Here is a 26,764-nt window from a genome sequence, read left to right on the forward strand (position 1 = left end):
TAGCATTTTACCAGTGGTTCTGGTAAAATTTGAAATCAGGAGGATTATTGCCTCAACCTCCGAGAGTTTTCTGGTCCTCAGAAAGAGCATACCCAGACATTACAGTTATACCCACCATGTGTTATGACAACCTGCTAAAATATTGGGCAGAAAAATATGCCCAACAGATGGCATCCTGGGCCTTCAGACAATCCATTACCACCCCGGTTGAAGTCTTAAAAACTGAACTTTCCGTCGAACCAATTCGGGCGGATTCAGTTATTTTCCTAAAAAGCGGCCCAGAAATTCAGCATTTAGAATTTCAGACCAGGGTTCCGCAAGATAGGCAAATGCCGATCCGGATGTGCAGCTATTCCATTCGGTTACAGTGGCAATATGAACTGCCCGTGAGGCAAGTCTTGATTTGGCTGCTTCCTACCAGTAACCCGGCGGTATTCGAGACCGAATTTCGGACCGAATTCACCCACCACCGATATCAGGTAATTCGGTTATGGGAAGAATCCCCAGAAGCGTTACTAGAGAATAATGTCTTACTGCCCCTGGCGGTGTTATGCGCCACAGAGAACCCCACGGAACTCTTGAATCAAGTAGCTCAAGAAGTGGATAAAATAGAAGAGACAGACCTGCGACAGGAAGTTGCCGCCTGCACTCAGATTTTAGCGGGGTTGCGGTTTGACAAACAGTTAATATCCACCATGTTCAGGGAGGAAGTTATGCGAGAATCCGTAGTTTATCAAGACATTCTGCAAAAGGGTATCGCCCAAGGATTAGAGCAGGGATTAGCCCAAGGATTAAAGCAGGGATTGACCCAAGGATTAGAGCAGGGATTAGAGCAGGGATTAGCCCAGGGATTAGAGCAGGGATTGACCCAGGGATTGACCAAGGGATTGACCCAGGGATTAGCCCAAGGTGAAAAACAGGGTGAAGTGGCGGTAATTTTGCGCCTGCTTCATCGCTTTTGTGGGGACCTAAACCTGGAGATTAAGTCCCAAATTAAGGGACTGAATAAGCCGCAATTGGAGGAGTTGAGTGAAGCCTTATTAGACTTTACCAACTTGGCGGATTTACAGCAGTGGCTGGAGTCTCATTAAATTTGATTGGGGGCCATTTTGATTGGCCCCAATTCTAACCCGACCCTTTGCCCCTTTTCAGGGAGGACGTTATGCGAGAATCTGTAATCTATCAAGATATTCTGCAAAAGGGTATCGCCCAGGGATTCGCCCAGGGGGAAAAACAGGGTGAAGTGGCGGTAATTTTGCGCCTGCTTCATCGCTTTTGTGGGCCGATTAATTTGGAGATTGAGTCTCGAATTCAGTCTTTGAGTAAGCCGCAATTGGAAGAGTTGAGTAAAGCGTTCTTAGACTTTACCAACTTGGCAGATTTACAGCAGTGGCTGGATTCTCATTAAATTTGATTGGGGCCATTTAAAAATTGCCCCAACCCTATATAGCGGTTCCCGGACTCATAAGGTACAGACATTTAGAGGAGTGCGAGCATCTTGCTCGCTATTGACAATAGCGAGCAAGATGCTCGCACTCCCAAGATGTACCTCATAACGGTGGGAAACCCTATAGAGGGAATATGGTGTTCGCTTATGGGGTTTGCTTGGAGGGTGACTGGGTGCGACGAATGGCATTTTCCAGGATGTCTCGGTAAGCTTTGGGGTCCGGTGGCGGTGGGGCGTTGCCGGTATGTCCCGGAACCCGATCGCCCTCCTTTTGTTCAGACAGCGCATCCAGGGCCTTCTGGACCGATGGATGAGCCTCACACCAATCGGCGATCGCATCGGACATTCCCTCCTTATCCGATGGCAAATTCCCCAGCAGTTGTTGCAGTTCCTCTTCGCAGTCCGCAAATAAAGGCCGTTGCGTCTCTACCAACTTGATAAAATCTTGGATATCTTTGTCTTCTTGTAACATGGTTTTGCTCCTACGCACCGATCGCACAGAACCCCGCCCAATAATAAGGCGAAGCAAACGGTTTAGCCGTTCCCTCCATCTTACTAAAACGCCGCCGGAACTGCCCTCGATAAGTGGAACGTAACATTAGCTGACTAGACCACACCTGCAACCCCTCCACCGTCACATCCCGCAGCCAGATTTGAGCCTGTTTCAAAGCCAGGGGAACCGTTTCACCATTTTTGACATTTTGGTAAAAGCGAATCATCAGCAAAGCCGTAGACAGGTCATTCACCGCCCACAGAGAACAGACGACATTCGGAGCACCGGCCAAAATAAACCCACTGGGTAACCCGATATATTCATCACTGGTGGAGTTAAAGTCAGTAATCCCAGTTTCGCAGGCAGAAAGGGTGACGAGACGACAGTTGCTCAGGTCAAGACGCAAGATATCCTCTATTGTGAGGCACTTGCCCAAGTCGAGGAGATTGCCATTTTGTAGGGGAATATAGCGGCTTTGGTCCTCATTCGGTGGCGGTGGAGTAAATTCGCTTTTAGCTAAGAGGAGGGCAGATTTCAGGGCATCTTCAAAATTGAAATAGCCGTGACAGGAGAAGTGAGTGCAGTGAGCATTTTTCAAGTTATCCCCATCGAGAATCGCTGCTTTTTCCGCTGCGTCATATTGGAGGATATGGTGCGGATTGAAGAGGGATTGAATCGCTGCCACTTCGATATCAGTAAAATCCAAGTCTTGGGTCGGGTTTTGGATAGCAAAGAGTTGGTTAAAATCGGGACGTTGCCGATTTTGCGCTTGTTGCAACACCTGACAGTTAGGCGCGTAGGCGACACCTTTGGGAAATAATTCCTGTAGGGGCGCAATGCGCAGGCCCTCTTGATTACCATTCTGGCGAGAAATCGGGCGCAAGCATTGCACCCCTACCCCATCTGTGCCAATAACAGGGACAGGTAAAGCGTGTAGAGGGAACAGGTGCAAAAAGCGGTGAGGGATGAGGATGAGTTTTTTACAGTTGGGGAATTTTTCCCGCAGGTTGTGCAGGATTTCATCCAGGTGGAGGATTTGGGCGAGTTGTTCTAGGCGTTGGGGGAGGTTATTGTGCCATTGGGTTTTGTTGTTGCGGTAGTCGTTGAGGTAGGCGTTTGTCCAGTCGATGAGGTGAATCAAATCTTGGGGTGAAGACTGCCAGAGACTAATCTCAGAGTCTGGTTCACTCGGTTGATTTGCTAAGTTAGGGAGAATTGTAAAAGTCAAAAATTTATAGGATTCAAAAGAGACATACCACTCTATAATGGCTGTTTCTTCGTTGAGGAGATTTTTAATATCTTCAAAGGTCAGGGGTTGATAGGGGGAATGACGATTAAATTCTTCCCGGAGTTGATTAAGGTAGTTAGAATCCGGCTGAGAGGTTTGTTGTAGCCGTTCCTTTTCCTTGGCAATATCTTGCCGGATTTGTTGTAGCCGTAACCGAGTGGATTCCGGTATGTCTGATCCATATAAGTCACGGGCTGCAATGAGTTCAGATAGGTTACGGGCTTTGCTGCGATCGGCGTATTCCAGGGCTTTATCATAGCGGTTTAATTGAATACAAGATTCAACCATGAGTACATACGGTTTAATCCATTCTTCATTAAATTTACGTTTTGCTTCGTCCCCAGAGATAACTTCTCCGCGCAAATATTCCACTGTATCAATTGCTTCGGCAAAAGCCTTGTATGCCAAGTGATAATTTTTGCTGTTCAAATAAACAATCCCTAGGTTTGATAAAACTACTGAGTGTTTTTGAGGGAAAGCCAATCGAGTAAAAACTTGCAATGATTGTTGATAAAGGTTAATAACTTTTTCACTGTCATTTAGGTGTATATAAACATTGGCAAGACAGCGGATACTTTCAGCCCATCTCTCTGGATAAGATTCGAGCCTAAATACTTCTAGGCTTCGTTCATAGTAAAATCTTGCTTCTTGTAAACAATCGGGAAGATTTTTACGTTTAAATAAATGAATATAAATATCTCCAAGAATAAGATTTACATTGCCCCAGGATATGGGGTTAACTGTGAGATTTTCTTGGACAGTTAAACTTGCTTTACCAGCTAAGATTGCTTTATTCAAATTATCATCTTCATTTCCTAAGACGCGCACTTTATATGCCTCAGCAAAGTTATGTTGTACAATGGCATATTCTAAGGGATGATTTTCCTGATCAAAAACTTCTAATGCTGATTCAATAGCAGCAATAGCTTTTTCTATATTTTCTGCATTTTCTTTTTCTCTAAACCAATTTTTGACAGACAAGTAAAGAGAAGAAAAGTTTAAATTGCACTTAGCCCATTGCTCGGGAAAATCATGCTTATTGTAGACACTTAGAGCTGCTTGATATGCAGCAAGTGATTTTTTGTAATTGTCAAATCCATCACCTTTTGGTCGGTGGCCATAAGCTACTCCAAGACTTAATTGTACTTCTGCCCATTGTTTTGGAAATTTCTCTTTCGTATAAACAGTTAAAGCAAGCTGATTATAGGAAATAGCTTTTTCGATATCCTCACCTATGGTATCGATATTATCTGCCTTGCCGACTAGAATTATACTGGTATTAGTATAAATTATTCCTAATGAACTTTGGATATCAGCCCATCGTTGCGGGTTATTTTCTGGGGAATACACAGTTAAAGCTGCTTCATAAGCAATGATTGCTTGTTCTCGGTATTTTAAGTTACGGGGGTCGCTATAATAGTAATACTCACCTATAAAAAATTGAATTTCAGCCCATTGCTCAGGAACTTTTTCTAGGGTACGAATTTCCAAGGCCCCTTGATAGCAGCGAATAGCTTCACTTAAAAAACGTTGATCTTGATTCGTTACTATTTGGTCAGTATAGACAAGGCCTAAGAGCAATTTTATTTCTGCCCACTCTTCAGGGAAAGCTTCACGAGGGCGAAGTTTTAAAGACGCTTTATGGTAATCAATAGCTTTCCCTAAATTTTCGCTTTTATCCCCTTTGATTCGATTTACATAACTCCTCGCCAAATTCATTTGCAAGCTAACACACTGGTTTACCCAATAATTATAGTCGTGAGATTCTGAATCGCCATCAGAAATGACAAGCGCACTTTTACGACTGTTATAATTATCTTCAATTATCGCTTGAGAATCTAAATCAAAATAAGATTTAGCTGAATTATCTCCAGGAGGAAATACTTTTTTAATATAAATCTCTAAAGCATTTTCGTAAGCGATAATGGCTTTTTCGATATTGTCTGCTTTTTCACCTTGAATCCGGTTAATGTAGGTAAAACCTATGTTATATTGTGTGTCTGCCCAATCTTCTGGATATTTTTCAGGAGTCCGAACGATTAAAGCACTTTTATAGGCAGCGATCGCCATTTCTAAATTCTGTGCCTTTTCTCCGCTGATTCTATCGCGGTAAGCATTTCCAAGATTATTTTGGGTGATAGCCCAATCTTCAGGGTTGGCTTCATAATAACTATTAATTTCTAAAGCCCTCTCATAAGCAGCAATCGCCATTTCCAAATTTTCCGCCTTATTTCCTTGCAGTTGTTTATAATAGATAATACCCACATCATTTTGTATGGCTGCCCAATCTTCTGGATAATTTTTGCGGGTATAGACTTCTAAGGCAGCATTGTAATAGCGGAACGCTTGGTCTAAATTTTCTGCTTTGTTTCCACAAATGCGTTTTAGAAATATATTTCCCAATCTGTTTTGTCCGCTTGCCCAATTTTCTGGAAAGGCTTGTTTTGTGAACACTTCCAAAGCTGAGGTGTAATGGGCGATCGCTATTTCCAAATTCTGTGATTTCTGCCCTTTTATCCGTTGGCGGTAATCACTTCCGAGATTCATTTGCACCATTGCCCACTCTTCGGGAAATGCCTCCTGGGTAAAAACTTCCAAGGCCGCGTTGTCAAAGGCGATCGCTTTTTCCAGATTCTCTGCTTTATCGCCTTGGATGCGTTTAGAGTAAGCAACTCCTAAATTGAGTTGAACTTTTGCCCAGTATTCAGGAAATTCTTGTTGGGTCAAGACCTCCAAGGATGCATTATAATAAGCCAGACTTATTGCTTGGTTTTCTGCCTTTTCTCCATGAATGCGGTGTCTGTAGGCAAGACCCAAATTTATTTGCACCGTAGCCCAATCTTTGGGATATTTTTCACAGTTATAAACTGTCAAAGCAGCATTATGATAGGATATTGCGATTTCTAAATTCTCTGCTTTTTCCCCTCGAATGCGCCTAGTATAAGTATTACCCAGATTCATTTGCAGCATTGCCCAATCTTCAGGCAAGGTTTCATGGGTATAAACTTGCAAAGCAGCATTGAAAGCAGCTATTCCTTTTTCTAAATTATCGGCTTTGTCTCCACGAATTCGGCTGAGGTAAATCAGTCCTAAGCTATTTTGGGTATATGCCCAATTTTCGGGATAGGCTTCGCGAGTCCGAATTTCCAAAGCCGCGTTGTAATAGGCGATCGCCTTTTCTAAATTATCTGCTTTATCTCCGCGAATGCGTTTTTCGTAGGCACTCCCTAAGCTATTTTGGGTATATGCCCAATTTTCGGGATAGGCTTCGCGAGTCCGAATTTCTAAAGCCGCGTTGTAATAGGCGATCGCCTTTTCTAAATTATCCGCTTTGTCTCCATGAATGCGGCTGATGTAGACATCCCCAAGACTATCTTGAGTTCTTGCCCAATCTTCGGGATAGGCTTCGCGAGTACGAATGTCCAAAGCAGCCTTATAATAGGATATTACCTTTTCTAAATTATCTGCTTTTCCTCCATGAATGCGATTTTCGTAGGTAATTCCCAGATTATTTTGGGCTCTTGCCCAATCTTTGGGATAGGCTTCACGGGTATAGACTTCTAATGCCGCTTCATAGTAGCGAATGGCAATTTCCAGGTTTTCCGCTTTGTCTCCTCGAATGCGCTTAAAGTAAGCATTACCCAGAGCATTCTGAGTCTTTGCCCAATCTTGGGGATAGGTTTCGCGGGAGTAAACGGTTAAGTTGTCCTGATAAATCCCAATTGCTTGCTCGATACTCTCTGCTTTTTCTATGGGATAATCATAAAGATAAATATTGGCTAAATAATGAGATGCATTAGCCATCCATTTGATATCATTGACTTCTCGATAAAACTGGCTAGATAGCTGATAGTTTTCTATGGCTTCCTGTATTTGCTCTATTTTTTTATAGCATAAAGCCAGCATATAATGAGAATATGCTTGGTCATTTTTCCGCTCTAACTCTCTGGCTAAAGTTAGGAATTGTTTAAAATAGTCAATGGCTTTTTGCCATTGGTTGTTATCTTTATAAGCTTTACCGATCGCCGATAAACAGGACTGCTCAGAAATGCGATCGCCCAATTCCCGAAAAATCTCTAACCGTCGCTGGTAAGAGGCAATAACCTGTTCATCCTGTTTCAACTGCCGATACAAATTCACCAGATAGTCTAATCCCGATAAAGCCCATTTTGTCTCATTAACTTCCACATACAACCCAACCGCTTGCTCATACCCGGAAATCGCCGCTTGCTGCTGTCTCAAATTCCGATAGCAGTCCGCCACCATATATGCAGCATTTGCTAGGTTTTGCGGCGGTTCGAGGTTTTTAGCTAAAATCAGCGCTTCTTGATAATATTCCAGGGCTTGGGTGAATTGTTGGCGATGATTATAAAGATTACCAATTCCATAAGCCAGAGAATATGCCGTGCTATCATCTCCTCTGTCTTGGATTAGCTGAAACCGTTTTTTCTGACAGTCTATCTCTTGTTCAGCTTGCTGCAATTCTCGATAGAGGTTGAGTAAATGTCCTAACCCTTTTTCTGCCCAATCTTTTGCCCCCAACTGCAAGTACAACTCCACCGCTTGTTGATAGGGGGAAATTGCTGCTTGATTTTCGCCCAAATTGCGATAACATTCCCCCAGCATATAATTATTGTTCGCGGTTTTCCAACTCTTTCCCTGGTCATCGTTTAAGGTGTTGGCGAGTTCTAAGGCAAGCTGAAACCCGGATAATGCCTCTGGATATTGTTGGCGATTAAACTGATAGATTGCTAGTTCATATAAACTGAGGTGCTGATTGACGGGTTCTCCTTGTTGCTGCCAGAAATTTGCTTGAAGTTGATAAGATTGGATGAGTTTATCGGGATGGTCTAATTGCTGGCAAATCTGAATTAACCAGGTTAAGGTTTCCTGTTGCGCTGCTGTATTTTCTAGCTGCTGGACTAAGGCTAACCGTTGTTCCAAATACTGCAATCCTTGCGATAAGTCTCCCCCCTGCCAATGACTGCATCCTAACCAGGCTAAGGCTACATTTTCTAGGGTTTGGTCTTTCAGGGTTTGGGCGGTATCCAGGGCTGAGGTGAAACAGCCGATCGCCTCGGGGAAATCTTGCTGAGAATAGTACACTTTCCCCAATTCTACGGCTATCTCGGCGCTGGCTTTTAGGTCATCAAATTCTAACAAAACTTGGATTTGCCGTTTATAAAGGGCGACTGCTTCGGGGACTTGCTGATTTTGGAGATATCCTTGTGCCTGTTGGACTAACTGCTGCCATAGGGTCGCGGCAAACTGATGTTGTTGCAGTTGCCGAAACAACCGATATCCCTGAAAAAATGCCGCTACTGCTTGCTCGAATTCAGCGATCGCCTGTTGAGTAAATCCCAAATAATAGTGCGCGACTGCCTCATTCGTTTGATTCCCCAACTCCCGCGCTAGATTGAGATATTCCGTCAGAGTGGCGATCGCGCTATGCCATTGTTGGTCCTGATAATAAGCAATCCCCAACTTTCCCAGAATTTCCGATTCGGCATGGCGATTATCTTGGCGAGATTCGGTGCGATCGCCTCGTTTTCTCAGTTGAATTAACTCAGACTGTAATGCCTCAATTTGCTCTTTGGGAGTTGGCGGATTCATGGCCCCATGCTCTCCAGTTACAGTGGTCGGATTGTAGCACAATTGCAAGGGTTTGTCTAGGGCCAATCCAGCTTTTTCTGGAGTAGGGGTTGAGAAACCGGGTTTCTTGCTTAAATTGAGGACAATTACTGAGATCTTGCACCATTCTCAACACCGGCGGGGGATAAATCCCCCGCCTAATAGCTAAAGTCGGTTAAAAACCGACTGCAAGTCTTATCCCGTGGTGTTGTCAGTCGGTTTCAACCGACTTTAGCTGTTAGGCGGGGGATTTATCCCTGGGTGTTGCTTAAGAACGCCAATTGGCTTTTTATAAGTGTGCAATAAGTCTAATATGAAATCTTCATCTTATCCTAAAAATTCAAGAGCTTGCTGGCGGCTGACAAGCGGGGTTTCTTTGGCTTCATCCATTGCTTTATTGAGGCAATAGTCTTCGATATTTTCTGTCATGGTTTCGAGGGAAGGATTGTCTTGAGGGAGAATTTGCCTCCACAAATCAATGGGAACAACGACAGCGGTTAGCTTGCCCTCGGAATCGGTGATATATCCAACTTCTTGGGGATTCATTCTTTTTATGTCTCCTTGGTTTCCAATAGTGAAAATCCAATTTATATTGAAGGTTCTGCGCTTATGATTTTACCACAATCAAGGGCATTTGCATCGTCTATGGAAACTTGCGCTTAATTTGATTGGATATGTAGGCAGGACTTCGGCAGGTTTTGAGAATTTAAACTCAATGTAGAGGCGATCGCGCGAATCGCCTCTACATTGAGGGGTTAATATACCTCTGGCAAGATTCTAATCTAGGATGCAAAATCTGGCGCAGAAATCCGGTTTCTTATCTTCTAAGAATTGGAGGGTTCTAAACGAATCTCACCGGCGTTGGTGGATGTGCGATAGACCCAGGTTTGGTCTTCGTGAGAGATGACCACTCGCCAGCCTTCTACTAGCATTTCCACACAACCCTCGTTGGGGTCGGGGAGTCCTAAGCAGTTATTGGGCCAGGTTTTGCGTTCTTCGTCCTGGATCTCCAGTTGATTTTTCGGGAGGTGCGATCGCGCGGAGGCATCTTCCATTACTGCCTCGAATACCTCCGGTGGCAGGTTCCCGCTATAAATATATTGATCCTCTAACCGAATCTCTTCGGCTTCTAAGGAGGTTCGATACACCCACTTGTGTCCGTTCTCTTGATTTTCGATGACGACTCGCCACCCTTCTACTTTGGCGAGGCTGCATAATTCGTCCGGTTCGGCGATGCCGAGGCAGCCATTCGGCCAAGTGTGCTTTTCAGCTTGGACGATTTGGAGTTGGTAGGGGGAAACTCCGGTCTGTTCTGAGGCGGCTTCTTTGACCGCTGTTTTTACGGAATCGGTTAATGTTATAAGAGTTTGGTTCATGGTTAACCTCTGATGGAGTTGGATCTTTAAATTGGGTAGCCTTTGATCCCCATGTTAGAAGTGAATTTTGAAAACCAGGTGAAAATTCGCAGGAATTCGGCTTTTTTATGTCTTTAGGTATAGGTTACCTTCCCTAGGTTGCGCTAATTTATACTCCCCTAGAATTCAGAAAAAGCCCCAGTTTTGGAGGGGATGGGGTTTTTCCTAATTAAAAAGCCGAGGGTGATTTTTCTCGGCTTTTTGGGTATTTATTTTTTTGTTCAATGAGACGTAAAACCACATAAAATCGGGTTCATTCATCCCTAAATTATCCTCCTTCTGATTTTATTGAGGACTACCCGTTCAGGTAGTGGTGGGGGTGGTTTCTTGCCAATCAAAAATTCGCTCTAGTTGGTCGATGGTGACAAATCCATACTGCCAGAGCACCATCGGTAAGGTGCTGTAGTCTAGTTCGCGACTATGTAGGCCAAAAGTCCCGCAAATCCGCTCGGCGAAGGCGATCGACGCGGTGGAAATGGCGAGTTCTTCTTGGAGAAATCGGATAAATTGAGAATAGGTTGCCGGGGCCATAAGAACTATCACCTCCTCTGTTATTCCTCCCAATTGTGATTGGAAACTGTTTGAGATGGGGTAGCGGAGTAGCTACTTTGCCATCTGTCCATTCTGGAATGCGATCGCCCATAAAAACATCAGCCCAGATTGCCGCAGATTTTATGACGACTTATTACTAATGCAGCATATCTAGCTGACAATGACATCCGAAAATTTACCGAATTAGCGTCATAAGGCGGTAAGTTCCACCTTATGACAGTCTAGTTTTTGTCTGATTTGAGTTCTCTACATCAGGGGGAGACTCAACCGGGGTGGTCTCGCCCTCTTAAAAACTCCGAACCGCATAACTCAGCTTTAAGTAGTTTATTCCCACTCGATAGTTCCAGGCGGTTTGGAGGTGATGTCATAAACCACCCGATTCACCCCGCGCACTTCATTGACAATGCGGTTAGAAATCGTTTCCAATAAGTCGTAAGGAACGCGAGACCAATCTGCAGTCATGCCATCTTCACTGGACACTAAGCGCAACACGATGGGATAAGCATAAGTCCGTTGGTCCCCCATGACTCCCACACTGCGGATGGGTAACAAGACGGCAAATGCTTGCCAAAAATCATGGTAGAGTCCCTGGCGATTAATTTCCTGACGGACCACATAATCGGCATCTCGCAGGATATCTAACCGTTCTGCGGTGACTTCTCCGAGGATGCGAATCGCTAACCCAGGACCGGGGAAGGGGTGACGTTGGACAATTTCCTCGGGTAACCCAATCGATCGCCCGACTTTGCGAACTTCATCTTTAAACAGTTTCCGCAGGGGTTCCACCAATTTAAAACAGAGGTCGTCCGGTAACCCCCCAACGTTGTGATGACTCTTGATTTTCACCGCTACCCGTTGACCCGGTTGGGAGGGAATGCTGGTATCTGCGGACTCAATCACGTCAGGGTAAAGAGTGCCTTGGGCGAGAAAATCAAAGGGCCCCAGACGTTTGGATTCTTCTTCAAACACCCGGATGAACTCATGTCCAATCCGTTTGCGCTTTTCTTCGGGGTCGGTAATGCCTTCAATTTGCGCCAGGAAGCGATCGCGCGCATTGACATAGGCAACCGGAATATGAAACTGTTCATGAAACAGCTTGACTAAGCGTTCTGGTTCATATTTCCGCATGAACCCTTGATCGATGAACATACAGGTCAGTTGGTCCCCGATCGCCTTGTGCAACAGGAACGCTAAGGTCGAGGAATCCACCCCACCAGATAACGCCAATAATACCCGACGGTCCCCGACTTGAGCCCGAATGTCTTTAATCGATTCTTCGACAAAGGTGGCCGTCGTCCAGGTGGGTTGGCATTCGCAAATATGATAAACAAAATTGCGAATCAGGGGCATTCCCCCTTGGGAATGGACCACTTCCGGATGAAACTGCACGCCATATAATTGCTTCTCGTGGTTAGCAATGGCGGCACATTCGGTATTCTCGGTGTGCGCCAGTCGTTCAAACCCTTCTGGCATCCGCAGTACCGAGTCACCATGACTCATCCACATGGTGGACCCTTCGTCTACGTTGGTGAGCAAATCCGTGGGGTCGTCAATGTACAACGATGCTTTACCATATTCTGCGCGTTCGGCCCGGGCCACATGGCCCCCAAGCTGCTGCACCATCAGTTGCATTCCATAGCAGACACCGAGGACCGGGATACCTAGCTGCCAAATTTCCGGGTCACACAGGGGAGCCCCTTCATCGTAAACGGAATTGGGTCCCCCGGATAAGATAATCCCTTTGGGATTGAGTTTTCGTAAAGTGGCCGCGTCAGTGCGATGGGACAGAACCTCAGAATAAACCTGGGTTTCACGAATCCGACGGGCAATTAGTTCGGAATACTGAGAGCCAAAGTCTAAAATCAGAATGGTCTCGCGGTCAATCAATGGGCGATCGCGTTGGTCTTCGACAGACTCACTAATTGGACTTTGTGGAGTTGGTGTTTGGGTAGTCGTCACGGGTCAATCCTAATGGGTTGGGTGGTAGGCGGAAAATTTATGAACTCAGGACTTACTCAGAAGAAAGCAGAACTCTAACGATTGGGTCATCCCCTGAAAAATATCCTCGGGTGGTAAGTCCTGAAATTGGAGGGTTAAAGTTAATTTTACATCTTCTATTTGCTTTTTTTTTACTGAAAAATTTAGGATCGGGTGGCGGTTTAAACTACCGTCGGTTGGTCGGTTGTCCGGGTGTGGGGATGTTGGTCGGTTGTCCGGGTATGGGGATGTTGGTCGGTTGTCCGGGTATGGGGATGTTGGTCGGTTGTCCGGGTATGGGGATGTTGGTCGGTTGCCGGATCCGGCGGGGGATAAATCCCCCGCCTCATAGCTAAAGTCGGTTAAAAACCGACTGAAACTTGCAATTTCATGTCCCGCATCTTAGTCGGATTTATCCGACTTTAGCTGTTAGGCGGGGGATTTATCCCCCGCCGGTTTATCGGTTTGGATCAGGAACCCAGGCGAATAAACAAGTCAGCTAAGGGAGACCCCTTGACCGCCTGAACTTCTATCCCGGGGTCGATCGCCGGTGCTGGTGAACTCAGGGAAATGGACTGTAACCGCTGGAATAGGGGTTTTCCGGCGAGGGTGACTAATCGCAGAATGGGGAAGCGTTGGGTTAAGCTCTCTTCAGAGGCCAACCAATCTAAGTAGAAATAGCCGTAGTTGGATTGGGGAAGGGGGGCGATCGCACTCTGAAAGTCAGGATTACTCACGATTGAACCCGTTGTTGGCGCATCGATCGCCGCTGTTAAGGTTTCTAGAGAACTGGCAAAAATCTCATAAGCCCCAATTTCCGTATGCACGGCGCGAATATCGGCGGCAATCTGCAAGGGTTTGGTCCCTTTTGATTTGCGGGTGATGGGTTTGGTGGTTAATTTGCTCCAGGTGGAAATGGGGCGATTCCCCCAGGAGACGGGCCCGACACTGAATCCTTGTTCTTGGGCGATCGCATCTAATTGTTCAATTCCTTTCACCGCACTGTCCCCAGATTTCTGGGCAACGAAAATCCAGGACAATCCAGGATTATCCACGTTTTCGACCGAGGATTGGGGTAATAAACCGATCGCATATTCCCCTTGCACCCAGTTAAAAATTGCCTCGGGTAAATCTAATCCCCAGCGCGAGCGCACCATTGCTACAGGTTGGCGCAGAATTTGGCCTACCGCCCCCGATTCGGGAAATCCTTCTTCCAGGGCCAACCATAACTGATTCAAATCCGCACCGGCAATGGCAAAGGCAGTCTGTTCCGGCAGATATTGCAATGCCTGGACAGGTCCCAATAAACTCGGTAAACTCGTCGCCCATTCGGTGGAAGTGCTGCCATTCCAGATGGTATGGGCCAGCAATCCCTGGCGGTTTAAGCCGAGGGCGATTCCTAAGCTGGGGGAGGTTTCGGCACTGAGGACGCGCTCAGAGGGGGGTTTGAGGCCGGTTTCCCCAGGGCGATCGCTAATCCAGGCGGTGAATTGCTCGACGTTGATAAAACTGAGTCCAATTCCCGTAGATGCCATATTGGCGACTGCCTCTTGATAGGCGGGATTTCCCTTGAGGCTGAGATTTTGAGCTTGGACGTTATTAATGGCATCCCGCAGCACTTTCGGATGGTTGGCAAACAACACGAAGCGATCGCCCACCACCGCAGAGGACCAATTTCCCTCAGAGTCTGCACCGCCAGGAGTTTGGCGATAAATCAGCTTCACCCCTTGATAATTTTCGACGGCCACCTCTACCCCATTACTGGCATTCTGGGACCACAATACCTCTAAAAAATCCCGGCTACGTTGAGGACTTTTCGTTTCCACTGCCAGTAGATACCCCGCTTGCCGTCCATTCCCCTGTTCGCGATCGAAGTCGGAACTGGTGACGGCAAAGGTAATTTCATCCCCTAGCCAAGGTTCAATATCCTTGTGATAGTTTAAATCTGTATTGGCGAGGACACCCTTTTTAATCTTGTCAAATTCCTCTCGGACTTGACCCCGCAATTTGGGGGCGACTGCCAATCGTCCCACATCCTCTAATTTGTCCACATTGACTAAGAGAGAGGTCATCAGGGGCGCTTGTCGTGGGACAAACATCGCCGCCTCGACTCGGGTTTGGACGGGTTCCCGCAATAAGGCGACGGGTCCGGTGGCGAGGATTTCATAGAAGCCCCCGGCACCGAGGAGGCAGAGGACCAGGGCCACTGCCCCTAACACCGTGAAAAATAAGTTTCGGTTCATCATTATCTATAAGAGTTAAGCGTAACGGGAGTTTACCGATTAGTTTATCGGGTTTGCAGGGCGGGTAGGTTACCGGGTGAGCGTCGATCTTCTCTTCAGCCTGCGGAGGCAGGCTTTGTCCGTATAGCCCCACCCTTGAGGGTGTGGGTTTTTTCTTATTCCGTATCATCTCCGATTCCCAGTTGCGATCGCTCGACACCCGAGGGACTCTTTCCAGGATACTCCGTCCGGTGCCGGTGGCTCCCTAATCTGGCCCAGGTTCATCAACCTGATTGCCCTCATCTATTTATAACTATTGTCAATAAACTGGCAAGAAAATGGAAAATAATATCATAGATTGGCAAGATTACTTCATAATTTTGTCAATAGAGGCCAGATGAGGCAGAGGGAGTTAAAAAAAGTCATAAATTCTTAAAATGCTTGTACAGTAGGAGTTTTGAGACTTATCTAGGAAGGGGCAAGGGGATTTTTGCCAGAACGGACTGGGCTTTCCAAAACTCTGCAAACTCTTGATTTATAAAGGTTTAACGGATTTATCCCTGGAAACGAGGGGGATTGCCAAGTCTGAACTTGTCAAAAAAATATTTTTAACCTATTGAATATTACTCTCAATAAACGTATGATGAGTTCGGTCAAAATCCAGAGATTGCCCTGGATCCTTGATTCACTTTAAAGATTCGGTCGATGAAGTCTCGCCCACAGCATCCCCAAGTAGCGGGTCAAGGGAGAGGGTCTCAGACCCAACCGGGAAAGTGGGATGGAGACAAAAGAGCGATCGCAATGCTAGAGATTGGGGTTTAAGGAGAGCGTGTGAGACAAGAGCATTTATTCAATAGTCTATGGATGGCAAGCACGATTGCCCTCGTCGCAGCGGGTCCCGTGTCTGCACAGGTGTCGCTAATTACCGGGGTTCGCCTCAATCAAACCCCAACCGGCGTGGAGGTGGTGTTACAAACCCTATCGGGAGGAACGCCGGAAGTGTTGACCTCTCAGGACGGGGAAACGTTTATTGCTGATATTGTCAACGCCCAATTACGCTTACCCGGTGGGGAAAATTTTCTGGCCGCTAATCCCATTGAAGGGATTAGCGCGATCGCCGTGACAGCAGGGGAAGGAAACCAAGTGCGAGTCACCGTAACCGGCACAAACGCAGTCCCATTAACCGATTTGGTGGTTGAAAATGGACAAATTGGATTGCGGGTTACCCCCTCTGCGGAAACCGTAACCGTTCCACCCCCACCCACAGAAACATCCCCAGAAACGGAGTCTGAGACTGTACCTGCGGATGCGGAGATTATTGAACTGATTGTGACGGCGACCCGGATCGCTGAACGAGTCACAGACATTCCGGCATCAATTTCCGTGGTGGGGGAAGAACGAATCGAAGAACAAACCCGACTGACGCGAGATTTGGGAACCATTCTCTCTCAAGAAGTCCCGGGATTGTCTGTGGGGACTCAAAGTGCGAGTAACTTCGGCCAAACCTTGCGGGGTCGGAATATTAGTGTGATTATTGATGGAGTACCGCAGTCTACGAACCGCAACGCATCCCGGGATTTACGGACTATTGACCCCTCGGCGATCGAACGGGTGGAAGTGCTACGAGGACCGACGGCGATTTATGGCGATGGCGCAACCGGCGGGGTGATTAATATTATTACTAAGCGGGGAAGAGGCGAGGGACTGCAAGCGGAAACCACGGTAGATCTCAATGCCTTTCCGACCAATATAGGTGAGACCTTTGGACAGAATATCCAACAATCTTTTTCCGGAAATTTTGGAAATTTTGATTTTGCCTTGAATGGCTCGTTTAGCAACTCCGGTGCCCAGTTCGATGCTCAGGGCGATCGCATTCCTCCAGATCCTAACGGTCAAGGGGGACTCAGTGATACCAATACTCTCAATCTATTGAGCAAAGTCGGCGTCAACTTTACCGACTCCCAACGCCTCCAACTGACGTTGAATTACTTTCGGGATAATCAAGATACCGATTACACCAGCGATCCAATTGTTAATACTATTCCCGGACGACAACAATCGCGAGCACGTCGAGGACTGGACCTAGACGAATCGCAAAAAACCGAGAATCTCAATGCGAGTCTGGACTATACTCACGATGATATCTTGGGCAGCAGCGTTCAGGGGCAGATTTACTATCGGGATTACTTTACCCGCTTCTTTCCTTTTGATGCCCGCACTTTTGCCAATTTGGGAAATACAATATTCCAATCCCGAGTCGAATCGGAAAAATACGGCGCAAGGTTGCAAATTGATACGCCAATCGTTGATGCAGAGCGAGCCAATTTACTTTGGGGAGTGGATTTAGTTCGGGAAAATACCGAACAGCCGGTTTCTATCTTTGATCCGCTGGCCTTTGATAACAGTAGCGGACTGGTTTATAACAAAATCGGAAATCGCACCTGGGCACCGTTACAGCGACAGAATAATGTAGGATTATTCGCCCAACTCAAATGGAATGTCAGCGATCTGCTGGTGCTGCGAGGTGGGGTGCGTCACGAACGAATTACGGTGGATGTGAATGATTACACCACCCTCGCCGGAAACCCAATTGAAGGCGGCGAACTCGATTATAATGCTACAGTTTTTAATGTGGGTGGCGTGGTTTATCCCACGGAAAGAATCAGCCTTTTTGCCGGGTTTTCTCAAGGATTTTCTATCGCTGATGTCGGGTTTGTCCTGCGAAGTGCACCGGCTGGATTTACGGTTGAGCAACTCAATCCAGAAGCGCAAAAAGTCAACAACTACGAAATCGGCATTCGCGGAAATTATGACCGAATGCAAGCGTCCCTAGCTGGATTTTATAATACGTCCAATCTCGGCACCAGCTTTAACCAAGAAAATTACGAAATCGTCCGTGCACCGGAACGAGTGTATGGGGTAGAATTTGCCCTGGATGCCCAACCCAGTGATGCATGGGCATTAGGAACTTCGTTCACTTGGAGTGAAGGCGGTGCAGATTTTAATGAGAATGGGGACTATGAATCTCCCTTAAATGGGTTTCGGATTTCACCGATAAAAATTACGGCTTATCTGGAAAATGAATCCCTTCCTGGATGGCGCAATCGTCTCCAAGCGTTGTATTCTGGAACTCGGAATCCCACGGGTCAAGCTTTTGGTTTGGGAGAAGTTGATAGTTACATTACTTTGGATTTCATCAGTAGTTTGAATATTGGCCGGGGTCGTCTCGTTTTGGGGGTAGAGAATTTATTAAATACGGAGTATTTTCCGGTAGTTTCTCAATTGCAAGGGTTGGACACCGGCTATACAGCAGCGCGAGGGAGAAGCATTCGTTTAGGCTATTCTTTCAATTGGTAAGGGGGGAGGAACGGTAACCCAGTGAATTGCGATCGCCGATGAATCAGAACAGGTTCATCGGCGATCGCATTCCCACAATCAGCTCAAAACCTTACCCCATCAGCATTCGGGTTGATCCTAAGAAATTTTCAAAAAAACTTTCTCTAGCTATTGCTAAATTTTCTCAAGAGTAGTATGCTAAGTCACAATTGAAAATTACTCTCAATTACTGTTTAGCATTCTGTCCAACAAATCAGAGGGGTCAAACCGTGGTAAATCACATTGATAAAGGCTTTCACGACCAGGAACCGAACATTACCTTACTCCCAAGGGCTGCTTACTCAACTTCATTACCTGGAAATGAGTCGCAACAGTATTTAAACCGGCAGGCACAGCGAGAATCCAACGCCCGCAGTTATCCTCGGCGGATTCCCATCGCCATTCGGGAAGCGAAAGGAGTCTTTATTACCGATACCGATGGCAATCAGTATTTAGATTGTTTAGCAGGGGCAGGAACCCTGGCATTGGGACATAATCATCCCGTGGCGATCGCCGCCATGCGAGAGGTGCTCGATAGTAGTCTTCCCTTGCATACATTGGACCTAACAACGCCGGTTAAAGACCAGTTTGTAGAAGAGTTGTTTGCTAGTTTACCCGCAGGGTTTGCCCGGAATGCCCGCATCCAGTTTTGTGGACCGACAGGGGCGGACGCCACGGAAGCGGCGGTCAAGCTAGTCAAGACAGCAACGGGACGGCGGAGTATGCTCTCGTTTCACGGCGGTTATCATGGGATGACGCATGGGGCGCTCAGTTTGACGGGAAACCTTGCACCCAAAGAGCAAGTTGCAAATTTGATGCCGGAGGTTCATTTTCTCCCCTATCCCTATAATTATCGCTGTCCGTTTGGTATCGGAGGTGAGTTCGGACATCGCCTCAGCAGCCATTATATTGAGCATATTCTCACGGACCCAGAAAGTGGGATTACACCCCCTGCCGGGATGATTCTGGAAATGGTCCAAGGGGAAGGCGGGGCGATTCCAGCGCCCGATCGCTGGGTGAGAGAGATCCGCCGGATTACCCGAGATCGCGGCATCCCCCTGATTGTGGATGAAATTCAGACGGGGTGGGGTCGCACCGGAAAACTCTATGCCTTTGAACACGCCGGAATTGTTCCCGATGTGGTGTTGTTATCCAAGGCGATCGGGGGGAGTTTGCCCTTATCGGTGGTGTTGTATCACAAAGATTTGGATCAATGGTCTCCTGGCGCACACGCGGGAACATTCCGAGGCAATCAAATGGCGATGGCGGCAGGATTGGCGACTCTGCGGTACATTCAGGATTTTGGCTTAGTCGATCGGGCCCATGAATTGGGCGATCGCCTGATGGGTCATTTGCGGCAGTTACAAGGGGATTCTCGTTGTATCGGTGAGGTGCGTGGACGGGGCTTAATGGTGGGGGTGGAAATCGTGAATACCGACGCCACAGCCTGCGATCGCGGCAGTTATCCAGCCCATCCCTTACTGGCGCGGCGCATCCAATCGGAATGCCTGAGTCGGGGGTTGATTCTGGAATTGGGGGGTCGTCATGGGTCCGTAGTCCGGTTTTTGCCGCCCTTGATTATCACTGCCGAGCAAATTGACCAGGTTTGTGAGATATTCGCCGCAGCGGTGAAGGCAGCGGAAGGGCAACTATCGGCACAGTTAGCAGAGGTAAGCTAATGTTAGAGGTAGAACAAAAAGGGGCGATCGCGTCGGAGGATCGGCGGTGGGATGGCTGTTTTCTGACGGATTCTGAGGGAAGTATCGAGGCTTATCGGCAGGCGATCGCGGATGCGGCAGCGGAGGTGATTCGCCAGTTTGCCAGTCAGAAACAGCCCTATAGTGGCGCAACACCGATTGAGTTGGTGGCAGGGTTGGCAGGGACAGAGATTTGTCCGCAGAATCCCCAGTTATTAGGAGAAATTCTTAAGAAGGTGGGGGAGAAGGCGATCGCGCATTCCGTGGTTGTCACCCATCCGCGCTGTATCGCACATTTACATTGTCCTCCCCTGATTCCGGCGTTAGCGGCAGAGGTGTTGATTTCGGCAACCAATCAATCGATGGATTCCTGGGATCAAAGTCCTGCGGCGACTGTATTAGAACAGCAGTTAACCAACTGGTTATGCAGTGAATTTGGCTATGATGCGGCAGCGGATGGCATCTTCACCAGTGGCGGAACCCAGTCCAATTTTATGGGGATGTTGCTGGCGCGCGATCGCTATGCTAAACAGACATTAAATTGGTCGATTCAGCAGCAAGGATTACCCCCACAAGCGCATCAATGGCGAATTTTATGTTCGGATGTGGCGCATTTTACGATTCGCCAATCTTGTGCCTTATTGGGATTGGGAGAAAAAGCGGTGATTCCCGTAGAGACGGACGAAAATTACCGATTATCTCCTGATGCAGTTCGGGTGAAATTAGCTGAATTACAGTCCCAAGGGTTAAGGGCGATCGCCATCGTTGCAACCGTCGGAACCACGGATTTTGGCAGTATTGATCCGTTGGTTACTCTAGCAGAAATTGCTCAAGAAAACGGACTGTGGTTCCACGTTGATGCTGCCTATGGAGGGGCGTTGGTAATGAGCGATCGGTATCGCCCCCAACTGGCAGGAATTGAGTTGGCAGATTCAATTACTGTAGACTTTCACAAGTTATTTTATCAGCCGATTAGTTGTGGAGCATTTTTGCTCAAAGATAAGTCAAATTTTGACTTAATGAAACTCCACGCCGATTATCTCAACCCCGAAACCAACGAAGCCGAGGGAATTCCAGATTTAGTTACAAAATCTATCCAAACCACTCGCCGATTTGATGCCCTAAAACTTTGGATGTCGTTACAAACCTTGGGACGAGCAAAGTTTGGCGAAATGATAGAAACCACTATTGAAATTGCAGCAGCAGCAGGCGAAATGATTCGCGCTGACTCCCAATTAGAACTCGCTACTATTCCAACCCTAAATGCCGTAGTTTTTCGCTACAGTTCTGAGAAAAAAGACCAGGATAACTGGATTAATTCTCAAATTCGCTTCACCTTACTGCAAGGGGGGGAAGTGGTTCTCGCGCAAACTTGTATTGCCGATAAAACTTATCTCAAATTTACCTTGCTTAATCCTCGGACAACCCGGGCTGATATTGGGAAAATTCTCGATAGAGTAAAGCAAGTCGGGACTGAATTCAGTTTGTCTTTGTCAAACTAACCAACCTTACCTAAACCCCATAAAAATGATGCAACAACTGACCGTAATTAATCGAGGACAAAACCTCAATTTGACGGATAAACAAATTGCCGATCGCGCTACAATTCAAAGTTTTTTGAATTGTTATCTGAAAGAAACCGGCAGCGGCAAAGTTGCCAGTCGGGAAGAGTATCCGGAACTGCAAACGCGCCTGGAATCTACACAAATTCTCTGTTGTTCCTTACCCCATCAAGGGATAGAAGTCAAGGCGGGAGTCCGCTATTTTTCTCCCACCGGACGGCATTGTTTTGAATTTCCGCTCTATTATCAAATGGCGGGAAAATCGCAACTGTTAGAACTGGATTATGTGACATTAGTTGCCCTGTTTAGCAAAGAATTAGCCTTGGCGAATCATAGCAATGGGTCCCAAGATGAACTGCTGTTGCGCGTGGTGCAAAGTTGCCGCAATATCGAACAATTCGTGCGCGATCGGCGTCGGGATGCGGAAATTCTTACCGGGTTTCATAGCACCTTTGGGGAAACAGAACAAGCCTTAATTTTTGGGCATTTGTTGCATCCCACTCCCAAAAGTCGTCAAGGGTTTGCGGATGAAGATTTACCGATTTATTCCCCGGAATTAAAAGGAAAATTTCCCTTACATTATTTTCGGCTGCATCCCTCGATTGTTTTAGAAGGGTCTGCACTTCCAGAAACGGCGACGCAGTTGATTAAAACTGAACTGATTGCCGATCCGCAAGTGTCTGAAGAATTTAAGCAGATGTATTGCCAACCGGATGACTATTCCCTGCTGCCGTTGCATCCTTGGCAAGCGCAGTATTTGCGCCGTCAACCTGTGGGACAAACCTTATTTAATCAGGGGTTAATCGAAGATTTAGGACCCCAGGGACGAGCATTTTTGCCCACCTCTTCCATTCGCACGGTTTATCATTCTGATGCGGCATTCATGTTCAAACTGTCCCTCAATGTGAAGATTACCAACTCAGTGCGAATGAATCTCTATAAAGAGTTGGAACGCAGTGTGGAAGTCCATCAAATTTTAGCGGGTGCGATCGGGGAAGAATTGCGGCAGAATCATCCTCAATTTGATATCATTCGGGACCCGGCATTTCTAGCAGTGCAATTCAACGGCGAACCCCTACCCGCTTTTGCCACCATTCTGCGACAAAATCCCTTTCAAACCAATCCGGCAACCGATGCCACCTGCATTAGTTCCCTCTGTCAAGATTCAATTTATGGCGATGGTTCCCGTCTGGCGAATCTGATTAAAACGTTAGCCAAACAAGAAAACCGTACCTTATCAGCGGTGAGTTTAGATTGGTTCCGTCGCTACTTAAAAATTTCTTTACAACCGATTCTCTGGCTGTACTTTACCCACGGAATTGCAGTAGAAGCGCATCAGCAAAATAGTGTGGTGCAGTTAGCGGATGGATATCCGGAACGGTTTTACTATCGGGACAACCAAGGGTATTATTTCCGTCAGTCTTGTTATGAACATCTCAACACGATTTTGCCCGGGATTGGAGAGAAAAGTCAAACCGTCTGCGATGATGCGGTAGCCGATGAACGCTTGGCTTATTATTTCTTCCAAAACAATTTGTTTGGATTGATTAATGGGTTTGGAGTAGCGGGATTAGTAGATGAAACCGTCTTGCTGGCTGAGTTGCGCCAAGTGTTAGAACAGGCAAAAACCATGAATACCAACGGGTCAAATATTTTAGAGAATTTATCTCAGCCCAAGTTACGCTGTAAAGCCAATTTGCTAACCCGATTTCATGATATGGATGAATTAGTCGGTTCTTTGGCAACCCAATCGGTTTATGTGGGGTTAGATAACCCATTGGTTGCGGGTTTATAAAACGTTCGTAGTGACTCCTTTAGGAGTCATCTTAAGATAACCCCTGAAGGGGTTACTACAAACTTTGACTACAAACGTTCGTAGTGACTCCTTTAGGAGTCATCTTTAGGCAACCCTTGAAGGGGTTACTACAAACGTGGTGACGTAAGAATGGAAGAATACCGAGAACATTATGGCATCAACACAGGTAGAAAAAAAGCCAGAGTTTGCTTACCAGAACTATGACTCAACCCTGGATAAAACCATTGCATTTCGCGAGGTGCAGTTAGGGGAAGATTTAACCCGAATTCATAACTGGATGAATCAACCTCATGTGATTCCCTTTTGGAATTTAGGGTTAGAGTTGGATAAAATGCAGTCGCATTTGGAACGGGCGATCGCAGATACCCATCAAACACTCTATATTGGATATTTGGATGGGGTTCCCATGAGTTATTGGGAGTCCTATTGGACAAAGGACGATATCATTGCCAACTGTTATCAACCCCATCCAGAGGACCAGGGAATTCATTTATTAATTGGCGAACCAGATTATCTGGGGAAAGGCTATGCCTTACCGTTGTTAAAGGCAATGACGGCGTTTCAGTTGCAGCATTTGCAGACTCAAAAAATTGTCACCGAACCGGATATCCGCAATCAAAAAATGATTCATGTTTTTGAACGGTGTGGGTTTGAATTTCAGCGGGAAATTACATTACCGGATAAACAAGCCGCTTTGATGTTTTGCAGTCGCGATCGCTTTATGGAGAAGTGGGAATCATGATAGAACCCCTTTACGATATTATCGGCGTAGGAATTGGACCGTTTAATTTAGGATTAGCGGCCCTTTTAGCCCCCACAGGGGTTAAATCTCTGTTCCTAGAACAAAAAACAAAGTTTCAATGGCATTCGGGATTACTCATCGAAGGCTGTACGATTCAAGTGCCTTTTTTGGCGGATTTGGTGACGATGGCAGACCCCACCAGTCCCTATAGTTTTCTCAACTATCTCCAGGCACATTCTCGTCTGTACCATTTCTATTTTTACGAAAATTTTCATATTCCCCGCCAGGAATATAACCACTATTGTCAGTGGGTGGCACAACAGTTAGACTGTTGTCAATTTGGACAACGAGTGGAAGAAATTACCTGGGAAAATACCGGGACTGAGAGTTATTATCAGGTGCAAGTTCGCCAGATTGAAACCGGGGCTGTTTTAACCTACAATACGCGGCATTTAGTCGTAGGCGTGGGAAGTATTCCTCAAGTTCCCCCCTGTTTTAGAACGGTTCATTCTGAGAAAGTCTTTCATTCTGCCGAGTTTCTGCACAAGCGCGATCGCTGTCGGGAATCTCAATCCATTACCGTAATTGGTTCGGGACAAAGTGCGGGGGAAGTGTTTTATGAACTGTTGCAGGAACAGCCAGGTTATGGTTATCACCTGGAATGGCACACGCGATCGTCTGGATTCTTCCCGATGGAATATTCCAAGCTGGGGTTAGAACATTTTTCCCCAGATTATACGAATTATTTCTACGCCTTACCTCCGCAAAAACGGGATATGGTTCTCTCTCAGCAAAACTTGCTTTATAAAGGCATTAGTGCCAAAACTATTGCCGATATTTACGATTTGCTGTATGAACGTTCGGTGTGTGGCAATCAACCGGATGTTAAGTTACTTTCCCTGGTGGAAGTGAAGGAAGTCGAATCCGTAGGCGATCGCTTTATTTTGGGATACCGACATCGCCAACAAGAGACTCGCCTTACCCATGAAACCGACTGCATTATTCTCGCCACGGGGTATGATCATGCAATTCCCAACTGTATTGAAGGGATTCGGGATTTGATTCGTTGGGATGACAAGAATCGCTATGGGGTCAACCTGGATTACCGACTGGCATTAACCCAAGATATTCCTAATCAAATTTTTGTGCAAAATGGCGAATTGCATAGTCATGGCGTAGGTGCACCGGATTTAGGATTAGGCTGTTATCGCAACTCGGTAATTATTAATACCCTTCTCGGTGAAAGCGTTTATCGAGTCGATCGCCGCAATGTCTTTCAGCAGTTCGGTGTCGCTTGATGAAAGTTGAAAAATCCCTCGGATTTAGCGCACTCTTTTTATGTGTATTCCTCGCGATTTTTTCCGAGGTTTTACTCTCGCCATTCTATCCCCAATTTTTCAGTAAAGTGTTTGGGGTGGAGGATTTAGCCTATACCGGCTTTTACATCTTTGTCTGTCGGCTAACCGTGGTCATCTGTGCGCCCGCATGGGGATTTTTAGCCCGCTTTTTGGAGGTTAAATATCTCCTTTATGCGGGTCAATTGGGGGCCGTGGTGATGACAGCATTGATGGCAACCAGTACCAGTGCAAATCAGTTTCTCGCCTATACGATTTGTTTGCTGTTGTTCAAAAGTTCTTACCTGTTAGTCTATCCTTTAATTATTCAACTGGCAGGGAAAGAACGGCAATCCGCTATAGCCGGAACCTATCAAGCGGTATTTCATGGGGCCATTGTTGCTGGGACGATCGCCGGGGCTTGGATGGTGAATTTAGAGACACCTTTGCGGCTATTTTATGGGGTTGCCGCAGCGGATTTATTCCAATTCTGTCTCTGTTTATTCATCCTGAGAAAGGTATCCACTCGCCAGCCGGAAAAATCGGAAACTGCTACGGGTAAAATTGGCAATCAATGGGGGTTTATGGTTGCCATTGGCTTGGTAATTTTAACCTTTCAACTGGCCAATAATTTAGTGCGTCCCTTTTTTACCGCTTATGTCACCCAACCCGAAAAATTTAATGTGGATTTGGTGGCAAGTAGCTATCTGTTTATGATTCCCAGCGTGATGGCGATCGCGGCTTTACCTTACATCCGTAAATTTTGTAAATCGGAACGTCTCAGTTCGATTTATTTAATAGGAATTGCGGTATTAGCCGCGACTCTATTCCTGCAAGGTTGGACCAACTCTCTGGGAATTGTTGTGCTTGCCCGAATCGTTTATGGCTTTTGTTTAGCCGTGACTCAGGCAACTTTAGAACTGAGATTATTTGGGAATAGTAGCAGCGATCGCCTGCATTTTAACTACAGTCTTGCCATGTCTTTTGCAAACTTGGGTCATTTGTCTGCGCCCTTGCTGGCATCTTGGGTGGTGAGTAGCTTTAGTTTAGCCGCCCCCCTCTGGGTTGCAGCAGCAATTTGTTTGGCAAATTTAGCCTTTGCCAAATGGACAATTTTCGGCGGATTCCCTCAACCGATTCCGGTGGGGATTGAGGAACAAAGCCCCCCAGCGGGGGCTAAGAGATAACGAGTCAATGATTAATTTAAGGAAGT

General features: G+C 46.5%; 17 protein-coding genes. 9 read left to right on the forward strand and 8 right to left on the reverse strand.

Going from position 1 to position 26,764, the window contains the following annotated elements; all coding sequences use genetic code 11:
• Window positions 1-116 precede the first annotated feature (116 nt).
• Together NG795_RS08495 and NG795_RS08500 are read left to right on the forward strand one after the other, a co-directional pair.
• Window positions 117-1,091 carry a DUF4351 domain-containing protein gene (locus NG795_RS08495; protein WP_367288228.1) on the forward strand — a complete coding sequence of 325 codons (975 nt, stop codon included), beginning with the start codon at window positions 117-119 and terminating at the stop codon, window positions 1,089-1,091.
• 71 nt (window positions 1,092-1,162) lie between these two features.
• Entirely contained in the window at window positions 1,163-1,408 is a 246-nt protein-coding gene (locus tag NG795_RS08500) for a DUF4351 domain-containing protein (RefSeq protein WP_367288229.1), read from the forward strand.
• 184 nt (window positions 1,409-1,592) lie between these two features.
• Here NG795_RS08500 and NG795_RS08505 read toward each other — a convergent pair whose 3' ends face one another.
• The 8 genes from NG795_RS08505 to NG795_RS08540 form a co-directional block, all read right to left on the reverse strand.
• On the reverse strand, window positions 1,593-1,919 hold the full coding sequence (locus NG795_RS08505; protein ID WP_367288230.1) for a hypothetical protein: 327 nt from the start codon (window positions 1,917-1,919) through the stop codon (window positions 1,593-1,595).
• 10 nt (window positions 1,920-1,929) lie between these two features.
• Window positions 1,930-8,907 (reverse strand): tetratricopeptide repeat protein, encoded by a 6,978-nt coding sequence (locus NG795_RS08510; RefSeq protein ID WP_367288231.1) that lies wholly within the window; start codon window positions 8,905-8,907, stop codon window positions 1,930-1,932.
• A 279-nt stretch (window positions 8,908-9,186) separates the two neighbouring features.
• The gene (locus tag NG795_RS08515) at window positions 9,187-9,405 is read right to left on the reverse strand and encodes a RelB antitoxin-like protein (RefSeq protein WP_367288232.1); all 219 of its coding nucleotides are present in this window, start codon (window positions 9,403-9,405) and stop codon (window positions 9,187-9,189) included.
• Between the two features lie 278 nt (window positions 9,406-9,683).
• Entirely contained in the window at window positions 9,684-10,235 is a 552-nt protein-coding gene (locus NG795_RS08520; protein WP_367288233.1) for a DUF8738 domain-containing protein, read from the reverse strand.
• Between the two features lie 342 nt (window positions 10,236-10,577).
• A complete protein-coding gene (locus NG795_RS08525; RefSeq protein ID WP_015151158.1) occupies window positions 10,578-10,805 on the reverse strand; it encodes a DUF2949 domain-containing protein in 228 nt (75 codons plus the stop codon).
• A 345-nt stretch (window positions 10,806-11,150) separates the two neighbouring features.
• Window positions 11,151-12,785, reverse strand: coding sequence for a glutamine-hydrolyzing GMP synthase (guaA, locus tag NG795_RS08530; protein ID WP_436836040.1), 1,635 nt, complete (start codon window positions 12,783-12,785; stop codon window positions 11,151-11,153).
• A 200-nt stretch (window positions 12,786-12,985) separates the two neighbouring features.
• Window positions 12,986-13,153: a hypothetical protein gene (locus NG795_RS08535; protein ID WP_367288234.1), complete on the reverse strand. Its 168-nt coding sequence runs from the start codon at window positions 13,151-13,153 to the stop codon at window positions 12,986-12,988.
• Window positions 13,154-13,273: 120 nt separating this feature from the next.
• Window positions 13,274-15,049: a DUF3352 domain-containing protein gene (locus tag NG795_RS08540; protein WP_367288235.1), complete on the reverse strand. Its 1,776-nt coding sequence runs from the start codon at window positions 15,047-15,049 to the stop codon at window positions 13,274-13,276.
• A gap of 840 nt (window positions 15,050-15,889) precedes the next feature.
• Between NG795_RS08540 and NG795_RS08545 the strand changes: the two genes are divergently transcribed.
• The 7 genes from NG795_RS08545 (at window position 15,890) to NG795_RS08575 (ending at window position 26,738) form a co-directional block, all read left to right on the forward strand.
• On the forward strand, window positions 15,890-18,382 hold the full coding sequence (locus NG795_RS08545) for a TonB-dependent receptor domain-containing protein (RefSeq protein ID WP_367288236.1): 2,493 nt from the start codon (window positions 15,890-15,892) through the stop codon (window positions 18,380-18,382).
• 248 nt (window positions 18,383-18,630) lie between these two features.
• Window positions 18,631-20,079 carry an aspartate aminotransferase family protein gene (locus tag NG795_RS08550; RefSeq protein ID WP_436836041.1) on the forward strand — a complete coding sequence of 483 codons (1,449 nt, stop codon included), beginning with the start codon at window positions 18,631-18,633 and terminating at the stop codon, window positions 20,077-20,079.
• Window positions 20,079-21,599 carry a pyridoxal phosphate-dependent decarboxylase family protein gene (locus NG795_RS08555; RefSeq protein ID WP_367288237.1) on the forward strand — a complete coding sequence of 507 codons (1,521 nt, stop codon included), beginning with the start codon at window positions 20,079-20,081 and terminating at the stop codon, window positions 21,597-21,599. Before NG795_RS08550 ends, NG795_RS08555 begins: the two co-directional genes overlap by 1 nt.
• Window positions 21,600-21,624: 25 nt before the next feature.
• A complete protein-coding gene (locus NG795_RS08560; protein ID WP_367288238.1) occupies window positions 21,625-23,454 on the forward strand; it encodes an IucA/IucC family protein in 1,830 nt (609 codons plus the stop codon).
• A 172-nt stretch (window positions 23,455-23,626) separates the two neighbouring features.
• Window positions 23,627-24,217: a GNAT family N-acetyltransferase gene (locus NG795_RS08565; RefSeq protein WP_367288239.1), complete on the forward strand. Its 591-nt coding sequence runs from the start codon at window positions 23,627-23,629 to the stop codon at window positions 24,215-24,217.
• Complete coding sequence (locus NG795_RS08570; protein WP_367288240.1) at window positions 24,214-25,515, forward strand: lysine N(6)-hydroxylase/L-ornithine N(5)-oxygenase family protein; 1,302 nt, start codon at window positions 24,214-24,216, stop codon at window positions 25,513-25,515. Before NG795_RS08565 ends, NG795_RS08570 begins: the two co-directional genes overlap by 4 nt.
• Window positions 25,515-26,738 carry an MFS transporter gene (locus tag NG795_RS08575; RefSeq protein WP_367288241.1) on the forward strand — a complete coding sequence of 408 codons (1,224 nt, stop codon included), beginning with the start codon at window positions 25,515-25,517 and terminating at the stop codon, window positions 26,736-26,738. The genes NG795_RS08570 and NG795_RS08575 overlap by 1 nt, the downstream gene beginning before the upstream one ends.
• Window positions 26,739-26,764: the final 26 nt, after the last annotated feature.

Origin of the sequence: Laspinema palackyanum D2c (assembly GCF_025370875.1) — a bacterium.
Taxonomy (GTDB): domain Bacteria; phylum Cyanobacteriota; class Cyanobacteriia; order Cyanobacteriales; family Laspinemataceae; genus Laspinema; species Laspinema palackyanum.